This is a genomic window from Bradyrhizobium sp. NBAIM08 (genome assembly GCF_020193935.1).
In the GTDB taxonomy this organism is placed as follows: Bacteria; Pseudomonadota; Alphaproteobacteria; order Rhizobiales; family Xanthobacteraceae; genus Bradyrhizobium; species Bradyrhizobium yuanmingense.
The window spans coordinates 476,626-493,468 of record NZ_JADYVR010000002.1 but is presented as its reverse complement, the minus strand read 5'-3'; the positions used below and the strand labels follow the sequence as shown (position 1 = coordinate 493,468).

Sequence of the window (16,843 nt, the reverse complement as noted above, 5' to 3'; positions counted from 1 at the left end):
AGCCGATTTTACGGCAGCTTCAGCGACGTCTCCGCATTGTACGGCTTGAGCGTCTCGTCGGCGGCTTTCTGGGCGGCGGCGAGGGCTTCCTTCGGCTGCTTCTTGCCGTTGAGGACCAGCATCACCTCGTCCTCGAGGTTCTTGCGCACCGGCACGGTCTTGTAGGTCGCAAACCACGGCTTTGCGACGTCGAGCTGCTCGACGGCGGTCTTGGCGTCCGGGTTCTTGGCCAGGAATTCGACCATCTCCGGCGTCTTGTAGGCGGCCATGTTCGGCGCGAAATAGCCGGTGGCGCGGCTCCACCAGCCGCTCTTCTCGGGCGAAGTCATCCACTTGATCAGCGTCCAGGCGGCCTTCTGCTTGTCGGCCTCAAGCCCGGCCGGCATGATCAGGGAGGCGCCGCCGATCGGCACGGCATTGCGGACGTTGCGCGGGATGAAGGCGACCTTGTAGGGGAACTTGGCGTTGTCGCGCACATAGGTGAGCGAGCCTGTCGACAGCATCATCATCGCGGCATTGCCCGAGATGAAGGAGGTGCTCACCGCAGGGCCGGGCGTGGCGCCGGGCGTGTGGACCTTGTGCTTGTAGATCAGGTCGTTCCACCAGGTCAGTGCACCCAGCATCGAGGGCGTGTCGTAATAGACCTCGCCGCCGAACTCCTCGTTGTAGTAGCGCCCGCCATTGCTCATGGTGAGCGTTTCCATCATCCAGCCGCAATAGTCGTAGGCGCAGGGGATCGCGATGCCCCATTGGGTCACCTTGTCGCCCTCGCGCTTGGTCAGCTTCTTGGCCCAGTCGGTGAGCTCGGCCCAGGTCTGCGGCGGCTTGCTCGGATCAAGGCCCGCTTCCTTGGCCTTGTCGGCGTTGATGTAGAGCAGCGGCGTCGAATTGTGGAACGGCACGCCGTAGACCGAGCGGTTGATCACGGCATTGCCGTGCAGCGCCGGGAAGAACTGGCCGAGGAACTGGTCCTTGGTGGTGCCGTCGGCCTTGATCAGCGCATCGAGATTGGTGAGCTCGTTCTCGATCTGCATGTCGAGCAGGAAGTTCGCCGACATGATCACGGCGGCCGGCGGCTTGCCGGCCTTGATCGCGGCGCGCGTCTTGATCAGCGTGTCGTCATAGGAGCCGGTGTAGACCGCGGTCGCCTTGACGTTGGGATGAGTCTCGTTGAACTCCTTGATCAGGGTGCCCATGTCGCGGGCGAGCTTGCCGTCGACGGGGACGGGAAAGAACAGGTCGACCTCGGTCGGACCTTCGGCCTTGGCCGGAACGGCGAGGACGCCTGCCATGGTGCCTACCATGGCAAGGCCGAGCATGAGCCTGCGGGAGAACAGCATCGGAAAATCTCCTATTTGATGCCTGAGGTGACGAAAGAGCTGATGAAGCGTTTCTGGAAGATCAGGAAGGCGACGAGCAGAGGCGCGATCACCATGAGCGTGCCGGCGGCGATCGTGCCCCAGGCCTGCGTGCCTTCGGCGGTCTTGGTGAAAACGGAGAGGCCGATCGTGAGCGGGCGCTTGTCCGGCGAATTGATCACCATCAGGGGCCACAGGAAGTCGTTCCAGTGGCTGGTCACGGAGATGATGGCGAAGGCCGAGAAGCTCGGCATCGACAGCGGCACGTAGATGTGGCGGATGCGCTGGAACAGACCGGCGCCATCGATCAGCGCGGCGTCTTCCAGCTCGGTCGGAATGGCCTCGAACGCCTGGCGCATCAGGAAGGTGCCGAAGGCCGAGGCGAAGAACGGCACCATCACCCCGGTGAGCGTGTCGTAGAGACCGAGCTGCGCCACCAGCGACAGGTTCGGCACGATCAGCAGCACCGGCACCAGCATCAGCTGCATCAGGAACAGGTAGAAGATCGGCGTCTTGCCGGCGAAATCGAGGCGCGCGAAGGCAAAGCCGGCCAGCGTGATCGTGACGAACTGCACCAAGAGAATGCCGGTACAGATGATGGTGGTGTTGAGCGTATAGCGCGGGAAATCGCCGATTTCCCAGGCATCCCTGACATTGTCGAGCGTGGGTTTGAGGCTCAGCATCAGCTCGGCCATGGCGTTGATGCCGTCGGACGCGGGGCGCAGCGTCGCGACGACCATCCACAGGAAGGGGATCAGCCAGACCATTGCGAGCAGCACGGTCAGGGCGAAGCCGAGCTTGGGTGTGATCTCGCCCCGGGTGGCGAGCGGGGCGTCCTTCCACAGCGTATCAAACAGCTTCATGGCCCGCCCTCGCGGCTCGCCATGGTGCGGAAGGACAGCGCCGTGAGGGCCATCAGCGCGGCCAGCGTCAGCAGCGTCGCCGCCGAAGCCTTGCCGATGTCGTAGTGCTCGACCGCCTGCTGGTAGATGTAGAACAGCACGAGGTTGGTCGCATTGGACGGCCCGCCCTGAGTCATGACGAAGACGTGGTCGACCTGCGTCACCGCATTCAGCGTGGCGATGACGGTGACGAACAGGAAGGTGGGCTTGAGCTCCGGCAGGATGATATGGCGCAGCCGCCGATACGGTCCGGCGCCGTCGAGATGCGCCGCCTCCATCACGTCCTCGGGCACGGCCTGGAGGCCGGCGAGGAAGAACAGCATGTAATAGCCGGCGTTCTTCCAGACGGTGATGACCATGATCGCGTAGAGCGCGATGTCGGGATCGCCGAGCCAGTTCGGCAGCACCGGCAGCAGCCGGCCGATGTAATAATCGAGCAGGCCGACATTCGGCAGGAAGATGAACAGGAACAGCGCCGAGGCCGCGACCATCGGGATCAGCACCGGCAGGAACAGCGCGGCGCGCAGCGCGCTGGTCACCGCGTTGGTGCGCGACAGCGCCAGCGCGAACAACAGCGCAAGCGCAATGCTCGGCACCGCCGTGCCGAAGGCGTAGATCAAATTGTTGACGACGGCGCCTGCGAAGGCGGGGTCGGCGAGCACCGCGCTGATGTTCTCAAAGCCGACGAAACGCACCGGCGCCTTCGGCGTCGCGCGCTGATAGAGCGCATCGATCAGCACGCGCCCCATCGCGCCATAGGTGAACAGCGCGAGGAAGACCAGCGAGGGCAGGAGCAGCAGATAGGCCGGCAGCGAGGCCTTGAAGCGGCTCGTGAACCGTTTCAGAAGGTGCAGGCGCGGTGCCGCCGACGTCGCGACCGGGAGAGCCGCGGGTTCAGCGAGGCTCATCTCATCGCGCCCGGAAATTGAGCGCGTAGTCGCGGCCGTCCACTCCCGCCGGCGGCTCGAAGGGGAAGCGCAGACTCTGGTCGAGGAAATCGTGGCTGTGCACGACGAGGTTCTCGTCGTCGATCAGCACGACGCCATAGGCCGGCGGCTCGTGGCTGGCGAGATGCTCGCTGGCCGCAACGTCGAGCTCGAACCAGACCTGGTGGTTGGTGCCGCGCAGCGTCGAGAACGGGATCTTGCCGTAGCTGCCGAAGATCGGCCGGTGCACATGGCCGAAGAAGAGGTGGCGGATCCGCGCGCGATAGGGCGCGATGACTTCCGCGAATTCGGCGCTCTGCTTCAGCGCGATCTCGTCCATGGCGTGGACGCCGACCGGGAAAGGCGGATGGTGCATGAACACGACGAATTCCTGGTCGGCGGATGCGGCGGCGAGCGTATTCGCCAGCCAGCCGAGGCGCTTTGCGCACATCTCGCCGGCATGGCTGGTCTCGTCCAGCGTGTCGAGGAAGACGAACAGGCCGTGCTCGGTGGTGCGCGTGCCCTGCACGAAGCCGTTGGCATCGCGCGGCGCCGCCTTCAGCGCGTCGAGGCAGGTGACGCGCTTGTCGTGATTGCCGACCATCGCGATGTAGGGAAGTTTCAGCGCCGCCATCGCCTCGGCGAAGTTGGCGTAGGACTCAGGCTCGCCCCAATGGGTGAGGTCGCCGGTCACGACCGCAAACGCAGCGTCGGACTGATGCTTGTTGATGTCGGCGATCGCCGCATCCAGCCGGGCGCGCGGATCGAGGCCGTAGAGCATCGAGCCGGGATTCGCGAGATGCGTGTCGGTGAGGTGGATGAATTTAAAGGGCATGGCGCGCCTAAATGGAGACGGTGGGAGGATCGGCGCCTCCGGCAAGACGGCGCTGTCAGCCCGTTAGAGCGCGTGTGTTTCAGTTTGATGACAGCGGTTCCCGCGGCCTGCTGAAGATGTGGACACGCCTCCGGGGGCAGATGCGACGCGGACGGCGCCTCACGATTGCGCTGCAGTGAAGGAGCTACCTTGCCGTGAAGATGCGGTCATGGTTTGCTGGGTCCAAGCCTCATTTGCATCACGAGTTTCCCCAATGCCGCCGCGAGTCTTCCGCAAGCTGGGATTGCTTGCTTCTCTCTCCGTCCTGCTTGCCGTGTTGAGCACCGGTCCGCGTGCGACCGCGGCCGAGTTCAACTTCGCCCGCTACAAGGAGACCGATCTCGACGAATTCCTGGCGCGCCGGCGGCCCGCCACCGGCATGGACGTCTACCCAATGTCGCCGCTGAAGCTCGATGTCACGCTGGCCTCTCACGGCGAGCCGTGTGCCAACGGAGCGCTCAAGCGGTCTCTGATCATGAGCGGCATGCCCAAGCAGGATGCCGACAGCCTGCAGGCGACCAACTGCATCACGGTGCGCTCCGCCAAGGGGCGCGAGCTCAAGGTCTTCATGCAGGACGTGGTTTACGGGTTTCTCCCGAACGAGGTGCCGGTCGGCGGCAAGCTCTCGCTTTATGCGATCCACGCCTTCACCTCGCCCGACGGGCCGGGACTGCTGGTCAGCGAATTCCTGACCCCGCGCAGCTTTCCACGTGCCGACAAGCCGGCGGACACGACGATGACATCCTGCGGATGCTGGACCCACGACGAGCATCCCGGTGTCGATTTCACCGCCGACAAGCCGGGCGCTCCGGTGGCAGCGATGGCGGACGGCGTTATCGTCAAGATCGAGACCGGCGAGCAGGCGCCGGCCGATTTTCCCGGGATCGGCGGCTGCGGCCGATACGTCGTGCTCAAGCACACCTATCCCAATGGCGGCATCGTCTACACGCGCTACGTCCAGCTCGGCCGCGTGGTCGGTCCGAAAGGCGAGACACTCAGGGTGGGAGCGACCGTCAAAGCGAAGGACACGATCGGCGAGATCGGCCCGAGCAAGGTGCTGCATTTCGAGCTTCGCCCCGTCGCTCCCGGCAACACGACGACGGACAAGCCTGGAGCGAACGCTACGGCAAGATGCCGGACATGGAGTGGTCACGCTACGAGACCGTCGATCCTCAGAAATTCGACGTGGCATCGTTCGGCGGCGTCAGGAAGGCGACGAAGTAGGGGGTTAACGATCGATCGTGCGCAAACGCTCGATTTCGGCGATCAGTCTTGGAATGTCCTGCCGCGCGTGAGCGATGAAGTCCTGATCGGCTTCCGTTGCGCCGGTGAGGTAAATATCCTCGCCTTCGGTCTGGATGAAGTCAGATCCGCTGATATTCTCGCGCGTCTCGATGAACGATTTCCACGGACCGGCGGTAGCCTGTTCGCATCGCGCTTTGATCGCCTCGATCTCGTCGGCAGTGAGTGGATCATTCATGTCGGCGACTCTCCGTTGCCCGCTCGATCTCGCTTCGCAACATGGTCGGCCCACCAGCGGATCCAATCGCGCGCATAGGCCCTGTCGACCGGCGTGATCCAGTCGGCATCCTGGAGTGACAGCTGGAAAGCCTCCAACACTTCGCCGACAAATGGTTTGACATCGATCTCCGCGATATCTTGCGCATCAACCTCGACCACAGGGCCCTTTGCGCCGAGGTGCTCGACTGCATGCGCGTGCTCGGTCAGAAAGAGGGGCCGCCCGGATTCCAGCCTCACGAACATCGAGGCGGCCCAGCCGAGGCCGTCGTCCTGATAATGGATCAACGTGAAGCCGAAGCGTTTTGCGAGGTCTGCGATCCGAATTGCGAGGGAGCAGAGCGGCATTTCGGGTCCGGAGAACCGAAAGTCGTCCGGGAGTTGCGTGATCACGACCGATCGCTCTCAGTTCGCTGGACCAGAGTGACCGAGTGGGCGGACGCATTGCTGCCGGAGATCTCGCGTTTGCGCCGCGTTTGCTCGATGTGTCGATAGAGCCTCTGCAATTGATCGGCGGCTTCAACGCTACCTTGCTGGATTGCATGTTTGAGCCAGCGGACGGCCTCGTCCTGATTGGCCTCAACGGACAGCGTGCCCACCCCGTATTTGATGGCCAGCGCGGTCGTGTAAACCGGTCCGGCTCCGAGTTCGACCGCTTTCAGCAGGTGATCGAAGCACCGCCTGTCCTTCTCGAGATAGGGGAGGTTGCCGAGCCTTCGGTCATACGCGCTACTCAATTCGAGATGCGTTTCGACGTCTGCGGGGGCCATGGTAGTTTCGACCTCATCGATCAGACGATCGACCTCATCACGCACGAGGCCTGCATTCTCGCCCATCTTCGCGAGAATCACGCGTGCGGACATGTTGCCTTCCTCGATCGCTTGGCGAACCAGCGTGAGCGCTTCCGAATAGCGTCGGGCAACAAGTAGTTCCGCCACTTCGAGGCGCCATTCGGGATGCATATTCCGCTTGCCTCACGTCCCGCAGAACGTCTGCAACACGCGCTGATCCGGCAGCGGCGGGTCGGCGTAGGCCGCATACTCCGGCTGGTCGTCGAACGGCCTCGCCAGCACCTGCACCAGCTCCTCGAACGGCGCGTAATCGCCGTCGTTCACCGCGGCCTGGATCACGGCCTCCACGCGGTGGTTGCGCGGGATGAAGAGCGGGTTGACCGCGTGCATGGCGGCCTGGCGCTCGGCGGCGGTTTGCGGCTCCAGCGCGATGCGTGCGCGCCAGCGGCCGGCCCATTCGTCGAAGGCTGCGGGCTCCATGAACTGGCCGCGCACGTCCGCAGCCTCATCGCCAGTGGCCTCGCCGAGCTTGCGGAAGGTGAGGGTGAAGTCGGCCTGGTTCTTGGCCATGGCGTCGAGCAGGTCCTGGATCAGCGCATCGTCGCCGTCGCGCTCCGTGAACAGGCCCACCTTCCTGCGCAAGCCGGCCTGATAGGCCGCGCTGAACTGGTCGGAGAACGCGCCGAGAATGTCCTGGGCTTCGGCGACGGCCTTCTCCTGCTCGTCCGAAAATAGCGGCAGCAGGCATTCGGCAAGCCGCGTCAAATTCCACAAGCCGATGCGCGGCTGGTTGGCATAGGCGTAGCGGCCCATCTCGTCGATCGAGGAGAACACCTGGGCAGGATTGTAGGAATCCATGAACGCGCACGGGCCATAATCGATGGTCTCGCCCGAGATCGAGCTGTTGTCGGTGTTCATCACGCCGTGAATGAAGCCGACCAGCAGCCAGCGCGCGATCAGCTCGGCCTGGCGCGCGACCACGGCGGCGAGCAGGGCGTGATACGGCCGCTCGGCGTGGAGCAGGTCCGGATAATGGCGCGTGATGACGTGATCGGCGAGCCGGCGGATCGCCTCGGTGTCGCGGCGGACGGCGAAGAACTGGAAAGTGCCGACGCGGATGTGGCTGGAGGCGACGCGGGTCAGCACCGCGCCGGGCAGCGCGGTCTCGCGGATGACGTGCTCGCCGGTGACGACCGCGGCGAGCGAGCGCGTGGTCGGGATGCCCAGCGCAAACATGGCCTCGCTGACGATGTATTCGCGCAAGACCGGGCCGAGCGCCGCGCGGCCGTCGCCGCGGCGGGAGAATGGGGTGGGGCCGCTTCCCTTGAGCTGGATGTCGCGGCGGACGCCGTCTTTGTCGATGACCTCGCCGAGCAGGATGGCACGGCCGTCGCCGAGCTGCGGCACGAAATGCCCGAACTGGTGCCCGGCATAGGCCATGGCGATGGGATCCGCTCCGGCGGGAACCGTCTTGCCGGCCAGGATTTCCGCGCCTTCAGGGGTCTCCAGCACATCAGGATCAAGCCCGAGCTGGACCGCCAGCGGCCGGTTCAGCTTGATCAGCCGGGGGGCGGCGACGGGGGTCGGCGCGACGCGAGCGAAGAAGTTGTCCGGCAGCGCCGAATAGGAGTTCTGGAAGGGGAAATGCACCGTCATGACCTCAAGATAGGGCTGGAACGTCAATCGGCAAAGGTTCGTCCCCGGATAAGCCAAAAATGGGCATCTGAGGTCCAAATCCGGCCGTTCCCTTGGTTGCCGCCCCCGTCCTGCCGGGGTAAACCCTGCCGCAACTTCGGACCGGCCATCACGGGCCGTTCGATTCGCTTCCTTCAGACATTGATTTTGGGACGACCATGCATCGCTACCGGTCACATACATGCGGCGCGCTCCGCGAGAGCAATATCGGCGAGACCATCCGCCTCTCCGGCTGGGTCCATCGCGTCCGCGACCATGGCGGCGTGCTGTTCATCGACCTGCGCGACCATTACGGCCTGACCCAGTGCGTGGTCGACCCGGACTCGCCGGCGTTCTCGCTGGCCGAAAAGCTGCGCTCGGAATTCGTGGTCAAGATGGACGGCAAGGTCCGCCGCCGCCCCGAGGGCACCGACAATGACGATCTGCCGACCGGCAAGGTCGAGGTCTACATCAGCGAGATCGAAGTGCTGGGCCCGGCCGGCGACCTGCCGCTGCCGGTGTTCGGCGACCAGGAATATCCCGAAGACATCCGCCTCAAGTATCGCTTCCTGGATCTGCGTCGCGAGAAGCTGCACCAGAACATCATGACGCGCGTCGAGATCATCAAGTCGATGCGCCGGCGCATGGAGGGGCAGGGCTTCTTCGAGTTCAACACGCCGATCCTGACCGCGTCCTCGCCGGAAGGAGCGCGCGACTTCCTCGTCCCGTCGCGCATCCATCCCGGCAAGTTCTACGCGCTGCCGCAGGCGCCGCAGCAGTACAAGCAGCTGCTGATGATGTCGGGCTTCGACCGCTACTTCCAGATCGCGCCCTGCTTCCGCGACGAGGACCCGCGCGCCGACCGTCTGCCCGGTGAGTTCTACCAGCTCGACGTCGAGATGAGCTTTGTGACGCAGGAAGACGTCTTCGCGGCGATGGAGCCTGTGATCACGGGCGTCTTTGAAGAGTTTGCCAAGGGGAAGCCGGTGACCAAGGGCTGGCGCCGGATTCCGTTCGCCGAGGCGTTGCGCAAGTACGGCAGCGACAAGCCGGACCTGCGCAATCCCATCGAGATGCAGGACGTCTCCGAGCATTTCCGCGGCTCCGGCTTCAAGGTGTTCGCGCGCATGCTCGAAGATCCCAAGAACCAGGTCTGGGCGATCCCGGCACCGGGCGGCGGCAGCCGCGCCTTCTGTGACCGCATGAACTCGTGGGCGCAAGGCGAGGGCCAGCCCGGCCTCGGCTACATCATGTGGCGCGAGGGCGGCGAGGGCGCAGGTCCTCTCGCGAACAACATCGGGCCCGAGCGCACCGCCGCGATCCGCGCGCAGCTCGGCGTCAAGGAAGGCGATGCCGCCTTCTTCGTCGCCGGCGATCCCGACAAGTTCTGGAAGTTCTCAGGTCTCGCCCGCAACAAGGTCGGCGAGGAATTGAACCTCACCGACAAGGAGCGGTTCGAGCTCGCCTGGATCGTCGACTTCCCGATGTACGAGTACAACGAGGACGACAAGAAGGTCGACTTCTCGCACAACCCGTTCTCGATGCCGCAGGGCGGCCTGGAGGCGCTGAAGTCGCAGGATCCGCTGACGATCAAGGCGTTCCAGTACGACATCACCTGTAACGGCTACGAGATCGCCTCGGGCGGCATCCGCAACCACGTGCCGGAAGCCATGGTGAAGGCGTTCGAGATTGCAGGTTACGGCGAGCAGGAAGTGGTCGACCGCTTCGGCGGCATGTACCGCGCCTTCCAGTACGGCGCACCGCCGCATGGCGGCATGGCCGCGGGTGTCGACCGCATCGTGATGCTGCTCTGTGGCACCACGAATCTACGGGAGATCTCGCTGTTCCCGATGAACCAGCAGGCCATGGACCTCCTGATGGGCGCCCCGTCGGAAGCCACCACGAAACAGCTCCGCGAGCTGCACATCCGGGTAAACCTGCCGCAGAAGTGAAGGTGAGGCTACGCCTCTCCTCGTGCGCGGAAAAGCACGCTCTCTCCTCCTCGTCATTGCGAGCGCAGCGAAGCAATCCAGAATCTTTCCGCGGAACGAGTCTGGATTGCTTCGTCGCAAGAGCTCCTCGCAATGACGAGGAGGAGAGAGCCGCCTGTCTCTTCCCTACAGCCCCGTCGAGGCCTCGATCCTGAACTGCGCCAGCGCGCTCTGCGGGTCAGTTTGCGAGAGCTGCATCAATTGCATCAACGGCACCTTGGCGCGGGGCGTCAGTTTGATGGTCAGCGTCTGCCCCGGCGCTTCCACGAATCCGGCGAGCGCGTCGACCGCGCCCCTGGCATCGCTATTGGTCCCTGCGATCTTCTCGCCTTGCGCCCTGATCATCGCGACGATGGCGCTGCGGGCGGCATCGCGGCTGACATTCTGCATGCGTGCGAACTGCGCCACGACGAGATCGACCACGCCGCCGTCACGCAGCGAGGCCTCAAGCGCGCCGGTTTCGACCAGCGCTGCCTGCCCCATCGCCTGCGCCGGGTCGGTCGTGAACAGGCCGCGCGGCACATTGACGAGCGCGACGCGGGTCTGCAGCCTGGCGAGGTTGCCGAGATCGAGCGTAGCGGGGGCGAGCGCGAACGCGCCCGACGATTCCGTCCAGGCCGCGCCGAGATCCAGATCGATCGCCAGCTTGTCCACGCCTGCCACGATCAGCGGCTGCAGCGCCGGATTGGCGGGATCGGTCGGCGCGACCATCTTCACGACCAGATTGGCCTTGCTCGGGATCGGCCCGACGAACTCCCCCCAGTTCAGGCTGATCGTATCGATGGTGAAGAGCTGCCGCGTCGTCTTGTACGGCGAGACCACGCCCTTGATCTCGGCACCTTGGAGCACGCGGAATAGGCCGACCATCTGATCGGGCGAGGGCGGCCGTCCCGGCGTTTGGAGACTCGCCGCCCAGCGCATCAGATTTGCCACGCTGAAGGACTTCAACGCGAAGCGGTCCATCTTGAACTGGCCCTGCGGCATCGGGATGTCGAGGCCCTCCAGCGTTATTCTGTCCTGATCGTATTTGACCGCGTCGAGCCGTCCCGTCCCCTGCGGCGTCTCGGCCGTTTGCCGGCCAATTTCGGCCTTGCCGATCTGGAAGCCGTCGAAGAGGTCGGCCACCTTCTCGATCATGTCACGCGACTGTGCCGGCGTTGGGATCGAGCCGTCGGCCGGCACCAGCGCGATGATCTCGGCCGGCCGGAATTTCGAGGGCCGGATGGCAATGTCGTCGAAGGTGAACCCGTCCACCTGCATGCGCATGCCGGGAGCCGCCGTCACGACATAGGAGTTGACCGAGATGCGCCGATAGATCCTGTGAAAATTGTCGTCGTTCGATCCTTGCGGATCGAGCGCAGCCCTCACGGCGGTTGGGTCGAATTCGTAGATGGCCAGGCCGGACAATTCGCCGGTCATCTTCGCGGGCCTGCCCGGCTGGGTCAGGTCGACCGTAAGGGCGACGCGGTCCATCTTCGCCGTTTCGATCTTGCCCCGGTTGACGTTCTGGATGGACACGCCCGAATAGACATAATCACCGCCGCCGGCATTGCCGCCCGCATCGACGTTGACCTCGAGGGTCGGCACCGCGATCTCCGACGCCGAGATGTTCGCGTATTGCGCGAGGATGAAGCGGTACATGTCGATAATCGAGCCGGTCACCGGCGTGCCCTCTGCGCGGGTCGGGCCGGAAAAATCGCGCGCGGTGATCTGCGGGAGCTTGTAGTTCGCCTTCACGGTGATCCGCTCGGTGGATGTAAAGCCGACCTCGACGCCCGACGCCTCGATGCTGTCGGCCGAGAAACGAGCCTCGTCCGGCTGGCGCACACCGACGGCCGTGATCTTGGCGACCTTCAAGGTGGCGAGCTGCGCCTGGGCAGGCTCGACTTTGATGTCCTCCACCGTCAGCGTCCGGGTCGCGAGCTCGAACCCGATCTTGCCATGGCTCGCCTTGCCCCCACCCGAGCGGATCTGCGCGAACACCGCCTCGACCTCGGCGGTCGCCCGGTTCTGCACATACAGATTGAAGCCGAACCATCCGCCCGCGGCGAGCACCGCTCCCACGACGAGGCCGATCAGGATTCGCTTCATTCCCAGCTCCGATTGCCGATTTTGGATCGCGCAACCTGCCATATTCGCGAAACGCCGCGCGGTCCAGAGAAAGCTATGGTTTCAAATATTTGACGGCGCGCCCTGTTGACGGGGATGCAATCGGATGTTGCCACCGGGCCTTCGGCCGTGCTTCATCCCGTTTCCATGACCCGGAAATACGGTCCGCTTGGGCCGTCGAATCGCATTTTTGAGGCCGGTAACGCGAGGCGAGACACCGCATGTCGTCCTATTCTGATGATCTCCACCAGGCGGCGCTCGCCTACCACCGTCTGCCGCGCCCTGGAAAGCTCGAGATCCAGGCAAGCAAGCCGCTTGCCAATCAACGCGACCTCGCGCTGGCCTATTCGCCGGGCGTCGCCGCGGCCTGCACCGAGATCGCCAAGAATCCGGCCGAGGCGGCCACGCTCACCACGCGCGCCAACCTGGTTGCCGTGGTCTCCAACGGCACCGCGGTGCTCGGCCTCGGCAATATCGGTCCGCTGGCCTCCAAGCCGGTGATGGAAGGCAAGGCGGTCCTGTTCAAGAAATTCGCCGGCATCGACGTGTTCGACATCGAGATCGCCGCCGACACCATCGACCGCGTGGTCGAGACCGTGGCCGCGCTGGAGCCGACCTTCGGAGGCATCAATCTGGAGGACATCCGCGGGCCGGAATGCTTCGAGATCGAAGCGCGCTTGAAGGAGCGCATGAAGATTCCGGTCTTCCACGACGACCAGCACGGCACTGCGATCATCGTCGCCGCCGCCATCACCAATGGTCTGAGGCTGAACGGCAAGAAGCTGTCCGAGGTCAAGATCGTCGCGTCGGGGGCAGGGGCCGCGGCGATCGCGACACTCAATCTCCTGGTCTCGATGGGCGCGCAGCGCAAGAACATCTGGGTCTGCGACATCGACGGCCTCGTGCACGAGGGCCGCAACACCTCGATGGACCGCTGGAAGGCGGTCTATGCGCAGAAGACCGACAAGCGCACGCTCGCCGACGTGATCGGCGGCGCCGACATCTTCATCGGACTCTCGGCACCCGGCGTGCTCAAGCCGGAGATGGCCAAGGCGATGGGCGACAAGCCCCTGATCATGGCGCTCGCCAATCCGGTGCCGGAAATCATGCCGGAAGAGGCGCGCAAGGCGCGCCCCGACGCCATGATCTGCACCGGCCGTTCCGACTACCCGAACCAGGTCAACAACGTCCTCTGCTTTCCCTTCATCTTCCGAGGGGCGCTCGATGTCGGCGCCACCGCGATCAACGAGGAGATGAAGCAGGCCGCCGTCGAGGCCATCGCGCAGCTCGCGCGCGAGGCGCCGTCGGATGCCGTCGCGCAGGGTTTCGACACCGGCGAGACGCAGGGCTTCGGTCCGGGCTCGCTGATCCCGAGCCCCTTTGATCCCAGGTTGATCTTGCGCATCGCGCCGGCCGTGGCGAAGGCGGCGATGGAATCGGGCGTCGCAACGCGCCCCATCACCAATTTCGACGAATACACCGCGCTGCTCGAGCGCTTCGCCTTCCGCTCCGGCCTCGTCATGAAGCCGATGTTCGCCAAGGCCAAGACCCAGCCGGTGCGCGTGATCTATGCCGAAGGCGAGGACGAGCGCGTGCTGCGCGCCACGCAAGTCGTGCTGGAGGAAAAGCTGGCGCGGCCGATCCTGGTCGGCCGTCCGTCGGTCGTGGAGGCGCGCATCAAGCGCTTCGGCCTCTCGATCCGGGCCGGCAAGGATTTCGACCTCGTCAATCCCGAGGACGATCCGCGCTACCGCTCCTACGTGCAGTCCTATGTCGAGGTCGCCGGTCGCCGCGGCGTGACGCCGGATGCAGCCCGCACCGTGGTGCGCACCAACAATACGGTGATCGCCGCGCTTGCGGTGACGCGCGGGGAAGCAGACGCCATGCTCTGCGGCGTCGAGGGCCGCTACATGAGCCATCTGCGCCACGTCCGCGAGATCGTCGGCTTCTCGCCTGGAATCAGCGACTATGCGGCGCTGGCGCTATTGATCACCAGCAAAGGCGCCTTCTTCATCGCCGACACGCAAGTTCGCCCCAATCCGAGCGCGGAGGAGCTTGCCGAGATCGCATCGCTCGCCGCGGTCCACGTCCAGCGCTTCAACATCAAGCCGAAGATCGCCTTCGTCTCGCATTCGGATTTCGGCAACTACGACACCGATTCCTCGCGCAAGATGCGGCTGGCGACCCAGCTTCTGAAGGACAAGCATCCGGAGATCGAGGCCGACGGCGAAATGCAGGGCGACACCGCGCTCTCCGCAGCTGCGCGAAGGATGGTGCTGCCGCATTCCAAGCTGGAGGGCGAGGCCAACATCCTGATCATGCCGACCCTGGATACTGCCAACGTCGCCTATCAGATGATCAAGTCGCTGGCGGACGCGCTGCCCGTCGGCCCGATCCTGGTCGGCCCCGCGCGCCCCGCGCATATCCTCACCCCCTCGGTGACGGCACGCGGCATCCTCAACATGACCGCAGTCGCCGTGGTGGAAGCGCAGGAACGCGCCTCGCGGCAGCAGCCGACGTTGTTTACGTAAGGCACCGCTGTCGCGCCGCTGGAGGTGCAATCCTTCTCCCCTTGTGGGAGAAGGTGGCATAGGCGGCCTTCGGCCGCCGTTCTTAGCGACGCCGAAGCGAAGCTTCGGCCGTGGCGCCGGATGAGGGGTTGTTTCCGCGAGTCGGGATCTCGCAAGTTGCTCGTGCCGATAGATACCCCTCATCCGTCTCGCCGCTTCGCGGCGAGCCACCTTCTCCCACAAGGGGGAGAAGGGAAGAGACCGGCAATTTTGAATTCCTATCAGTTCGCCATTTCCCCGTTTGTAAACCGGCGCACGACTCTCCATAATCTCCTCAAGCGTTCTGCGCTCTGAGCTTGCCAAGAGGCCGATCATGCCAGCGTTCGTGACTTTCGGGCGAATCCTGTTCGCCGTGCTGTTCATCTACACGGGCGCGACCAAGCTGTTTGCCATCCAGGCCACCGCCGACGTCATCGCCACCAAGCTCGTGGTGCCCGATGTCGTCGCGCCTTATGCCCAGCAGGTCGAGACGGCGACCGCCATGACCACGCCGCAGCTGTTGGCGATCGCGATCGGCGGGCTCGAGATCATTGCAGGGCTGATGATCGCGCTGAATTTCGGCGCGCGTTTCTTCGCGATGCTGCTGATCGTCTACGTCGCCGTCGCGACCGTCCTGTTCTACGATTTCTGGAACATGGCGGCGCCCGACAACGCCAAGATGCTGGTCGACGCGCTCAAGAACCTCTCGATCATCGGCGCGCTCTGCATGATCATCGGCTATGGCCGCACCACGCGTCCGGCCGAGGCGGCCTACGGCGACGTCTAGCGGTCACTCCGCTCTCGGCGGCGCGATCTCGCGCATCCAGCGGGAAATCGTCGCGCTGCTCGCTCCATCGCTGCCGCGCTGCCGGCCGAGCAGGGCGGCCTCCCGTGCGGCGCGGGGCGTGATGCCGTAGGCGGCCTTGAACGAGCGTGTGAAGTGCGCGTCGGTGCCGAGCTGCCAGCGCCGTGCCACCTCGCTGATCCGGGGGCCCCGCGCGCCCGAATCGGCGAGGTCGAAGAAGGCGCGGTGCAGCCGGCGGCTGCGGATGTAGTCGGCGATGCCGCCGACCGGGGCGAACAGCCGGTACAGCGAGGCCCGGGACAGGCCGAAATGGCCGGCGATCGAATTGGCCGACAGATCCTCGCTGGCAAGGCCAGCCTCGATATATTGGCGGATCCGCATCAAGGACGGGCTTGCCGCGACGCCATGGTCGGCATCGGCCTCGCCCCGTTCGATTTCGTTGCGAAGGCACGCGGCCAGCAGCGACACCGTGCCCTCGACCACGGATTGGCATTCGTCGAGGCTCATGCGCGGGGCAAATTCGAACAGGGCGGTGAGATGCCCCGCCAGCAATCGCGCGATCACGCTGCTGCCCGGCAGCACCAGGCCATGCAAATCATCGACCCGCAAGAGATGGGCGGCGAACATCGGGCGCGGCACGACCAGCGTGACATTCTCGAACGCCGTCGCCTTGGTCTCCAGCGCCTGGGCGAGATCGAACAGGCAGATGTCGCCGGCGCGTACGCGCATCGGCCGTGTGCCGGCAACGCCGTCATAGCCGCCCTTCAGATAGAGCTGGAGGATGATGTGGTCGACGCCGCTGCGCGCGATCGTTTCGGCCGTCCGGCGGAAACGCTGGCCGCTGGCACGGCTCAGCCCGATCAGCACCGGTCCCATGGCGTAGGAGCTGAGGTCGGCGCGAAACGGGCCCGGTTCGCCGGCGGCGAGCTCGTCCACCTCGAACAGCGTGGCGACGGCTTCCCGCCACGCTGCGATGTTCGCCTCCGTCTCCATCTGATCGGCGCTGAAGCCGAATGCCGGCAGCAGGGATGATATCGGGGCGACATCGTCATTCAATCCGGAAGCGTCCGTCGGACTAGTCGTCGTGCAGTCGTCGCTCATTCTGGCCGTGGGTTAGTTTTTGCTCTTTTGTCTCAGTCTATTGATGCGGTGTGTCGCAGCCGTTGGCTCGTATTGACGCCGCGCCGCGGACGTTGGCTATAGCGCCACGACCGCCGTCGGGGCCGATTTTAGGGTCTCGGCAAATATGCTAGCCGGCTTTGCGCTGGCCGGCGGCGGACCAATTTTAGGCCTGATGAAGCAGCAAGATACGAAACGGTATTCTATTGCCGGTACTGTGCATGGGG

General features: G+C 64.7%; 13 protein-coding genes. 4 read left to right on the top strand and 9 right to left on the bottom strand.

The window, feature by feature from the left end:
- Positions 1 to 8 precede the first annotated feature (8 nt).
- From I6F37_RS08485 to I6F37_RS08470, 4 genes are read right to left on the bottom strand one after another with little or no spacing between them, the layout of a single operon-like run.
- A complete protein-coding gene (locus I6F37_RS08485) occupies positions 9 to 1,340 on the bottom strand; it encodes an ABC transporter substrate-binding protein (protein WP_225150945.1) in 1,332 nt (443 codons plus the stop codon).
- Positions 1,341 to 1,351: 11 nt separating this feature from the next.
- Positions 1,352 to 2,221 carry a carbohydrate ABC transporter permease gene (locus I6F37_RS08480; RefSeq protein ID WP_225150943.1) on the bottom strand — a complete coding sequence of 290 codons (870 nt, stop codon included), beginning with the start codon at positions 2,219 to 2,221 and terminating at the stop codon, positions 1,352 to 1,354.
- Positions 2,218 to 3,168, bottom strand: a complete 951-nt coding sequence (locus tag I6F37_RS08475) for a carbohydrate ABC transporter permease (protein WP_225150941.1) — start codon at positions 3,166 to 3,168, stop codon at positions 2,218 to 2,220. Before I6F37_RS08475 ends, I6F37_RS08480 begins: the two co-directional genes overlap by 4 nt.
- A gap of 1 nt (position 3,169) precedes the next feature.
- Positions 3,170 to 4,021 carry a phosphodiesterase gene (locus I6F37_RS08470; protein ID WP_225150939.1) on the bottom strand — a complete coding sequence of 284 codons (852 nt, stop codon included), beginning with the start codon at positions 4,019 to 4,021 and terminating at the stop codon, positions 3,170 to 3,172.
- Positions 4,022 to 4,274: 253 nt separating this feature from the next.
- Between I6F37_RS08470 and I6F37_RS08465 the strand changes: the two genes are divergently transcribed.
- Positions 4,275 to 5,618, top strand: a complete 1,344-nt coding sequence (locus tag I6F37_RS08465) for a M23 family metallopeptidase (protein ID WP_225150937.1) — start codon at positions 4,275 to 4,277, stop codon at positions 5,616 to 5,618.
- Here the strand turns inward: I6F37_RS08465 and I6F37_RS08460 are convergent.
- The 3 genes from I6F37_RS08460 to I6F37_RS08450 form a co-directional block, all read right to left on the bottom strand.
- Positions 5,537 to 5,866, bottom strand: coding sequence for a hypothetical protein (locus I6F37_RS08460; protein WP_225150934.1), 330 nt, complete (start codon positions 5,864 to 5,866; stop codon positions 5,537 to 5,539). The genes I6F37_RS08465 and I6F37_RS08460 overlap by 82 nt on opposite strands.
- A 101-nt stretch (positions 5,867 to 5,967) precedes the next feature.
- Positions 5,968 to 6,540: a hypothetical protein gene (locus tag I6F37_RS08455; protein ID WP_225150932.1), complete on the bottom strand. Its 573-nt coding sequence runs from the start codon at positions 6,538 to 6,540 to the stop codon at positions 5,968 to 5,970.
- A 12-nt stretch (positions 6,541 to 6,552) separates the two neighbouring features.
- Positions 6,553 to 8,025 (bottom strand): YdiU family protein, encoded by a 1,473-nt coding sequence (locus I6F37_RS08450; RefSeq protein ID WP_225150931.1) that lies wholly within the window; start codon positions 8,023 to 8,025, stop codon positions 6,553 to 6,555.
- Positions 8,026 to 8,222: 197 nt separating this feature from the next.
- Between I6F37_RS08450 and aspS the strand changes: the two genes are divergently transcribed.
- Positions 8,223 to 9,995 carry an aspartate--tRNA ligase gene (gene aspS / locus I6F37_RS08445; RefSeq protein ID WP_225150929.1) on the top strand — a complete coding sequence of 591 codons (1,773 nt, stop codon included), beginning with the start codon at positions 8,223 to 8,225 and terminating at the stop codon, positions 9,993 to 9,995.
- Positions 9,996 to 10,160: 165 nt separating this feature from the next.
- On the opposite strand, the gene I6F37_RS08440 is transcribed toward aspS, so the two are convergent.
- A complete protein-coding gene (locus I6F37_RS08440; protein WP_225150927.1) occupies positions 10,161 to 12,125 on the bottom strand; it encodes a hypothetical protein in 1,965 nt (654 codons plus the stop codon).
- 239 nt (positions 12,126 to 12,364) lie between these two features.
- On the opposite strand from I6F37_RS08440, the gene I6F37_RS08435 reads away from it, so the two are divergent.
- Together I6F37_RS08435 and I6F37_RS08430 are read left to right on the top strand one after the other, a co-directional pair.
- Positions 12,365 to 14,674, top strand: a complete 2,310-nt coding sequence (locus tag I6F37_RS08435) for an NADP-dependent malic enzyme (protein WP_225150925.1) — start codon at positions 12,365 to 12,367, stop codon at positions 14,672 to 14,674.
- Positions 14,675 to 15,026: 352 nt separating this feature from the next.
- Complete coding sequence (locus I6F37_RS08430; RefSeq protein WP_036000486.1) at positions 15,027 to 15,479, top strand: DoxX family membrane protein; 453 nt, start codon at positions 15,027 to 15,029, stop codon at positions 15,477 to 15,479.
- A 3-nt stretch (positions 15,480 to 15,482) separates the two neighbouring features.
- On the opposite strand, the gene I6F37_RS08425 is transcribed toward I6F37_RS08430, so the two are convergent.
- Positions 15,483 to 16,598 (bottom strand): helix-turn-helix domain-containing protein, encoded by a 1,116-nt coding sequence (locus I6F37_RS08425; protein ID WP_225150923.1) that lies wholly within the window; start codon positions 16,596 to 16,598, stop codon positions 15,483 to 15,485.
- Positions 16,599 to 16,843 lie beyond the last annotated feature (245 nt).